This window comes from Sphaerisporangium melleum, from assembly GCF_014646695.1.
Lineage (GTDB): Bacteria > Actinomycetota > Actinomycetes > Streptosporangiales > Streptosporangiaceae > Sphaerisporangium > Sphaerisporangium melleum.
Genome location: NZ_BMNT01000016.1, coordinates 174846 through 175861 on the forward strand (window position 1 = coordinate 174846; position 1016 = coordinate 175861).

The 1016-nt window shown below is 72.2% G+C and carries 1 protein-coding gene and 1 tRNA gene; both read left to right on the forward strand.

What is annotated here, in order from left to right:
- Positions 1 to 15: 15 nt before the first annotated feature.
- Positions 16 to 90: transfer RNA gene (locus IEY93_RS16220), tRNA-Val, on the forward strand.
- Between the two features lie 379 nt (positions 91 to 469).
- On the forward strand, positions 470 to 1016 hold a 547-nt coding region (locus IEY93_RS38190), incomplete at its 3' end, for a pyridoxal-phosphate dependent enzyme (protein ID WP_229691181.1).

The window sequence follows — 1016 nt, forward strand, 5'->3', positions numbered from 1 at the left end:
CGCTGCACGCGACTTGGGCGATTAGCTCAGTGGGAGAGCGCTACCTTGACACGGTAGAGGCCACTGGTTCAATCCCAGTATCGCCCACCACACGAAAGAGCCCCCGGCCGTCCGGCCGGGGGCTCTTTCGTCTCTTCCGCCGCTGACCGGCGGCCCGGCGCGCCGGTCATCCGGCACCAGCCGCCGAGGCCCATGTCCCCACTGCGCCGCCGGATCCACGAGCACACGGGAAGCACGGCTCGTGGCCCGCCTGGACCTGTGCGGTCATTTCTGGATAGAGCCCTCCCCCGAGACACGCGGGCCGGTGACGAGCCCGTTGACCTGGAGCGACACCAAGGCTGCGGCCATCACGTGAACGACGGTGACCGCCCGGTCGTGATCCGGATCGTCCACCCCCGCAGGACCGGTCGGCGGGGGCCTGGGAGCATGGGGGCGGCGGATCCCGGCGGCCTTCTGTGGAGGATCGATCATGACGAACCCGCTTCCGGTCACTCTGGAAGACGTGCACGACGCGGCGGCCCGGCTGAAGGGGGTCGCGCACCGCACTCCCGTGCTGCGCTCGCGCACCCTGGACGCGCTGGTCGGCGCGGAGGTGTTCCTCAAGTGCGAGAACCTCCAGCGGGTGGGCGCGTTCAAGTTCCGCGGCGCCTACAACGCCGTCTCCCGGCTGTCGGCCGCGCAGCTCGCCAGGGGGATCGCCGCCTACTCCTCGGGCAACCACGCCCAGGCCGTCGCCCTGGCCGCCCGCGAGCTGGGCGGCACGGCGGTGATCCTCATGCCGGAGGACACTCCCCGCTCCAAGATGGCGGCCACCGCCGGGTACGGGGCGGAGGTGATCACCTACGACCGCTACACCGGTGACCGGGTGGCGATCGGCGAGGCGCTGGCCGCCGAGCGCGGCCTGGCCCTGATCCCCCCGTACGAGCACCCGCACGTCATCGCCGGGCAGGGCACCGCCGCGCTGGAGCTGCTCGAGGAGGTGGGCGAGCTGGACGCGCTGCTGGCGCCGGTCGGCG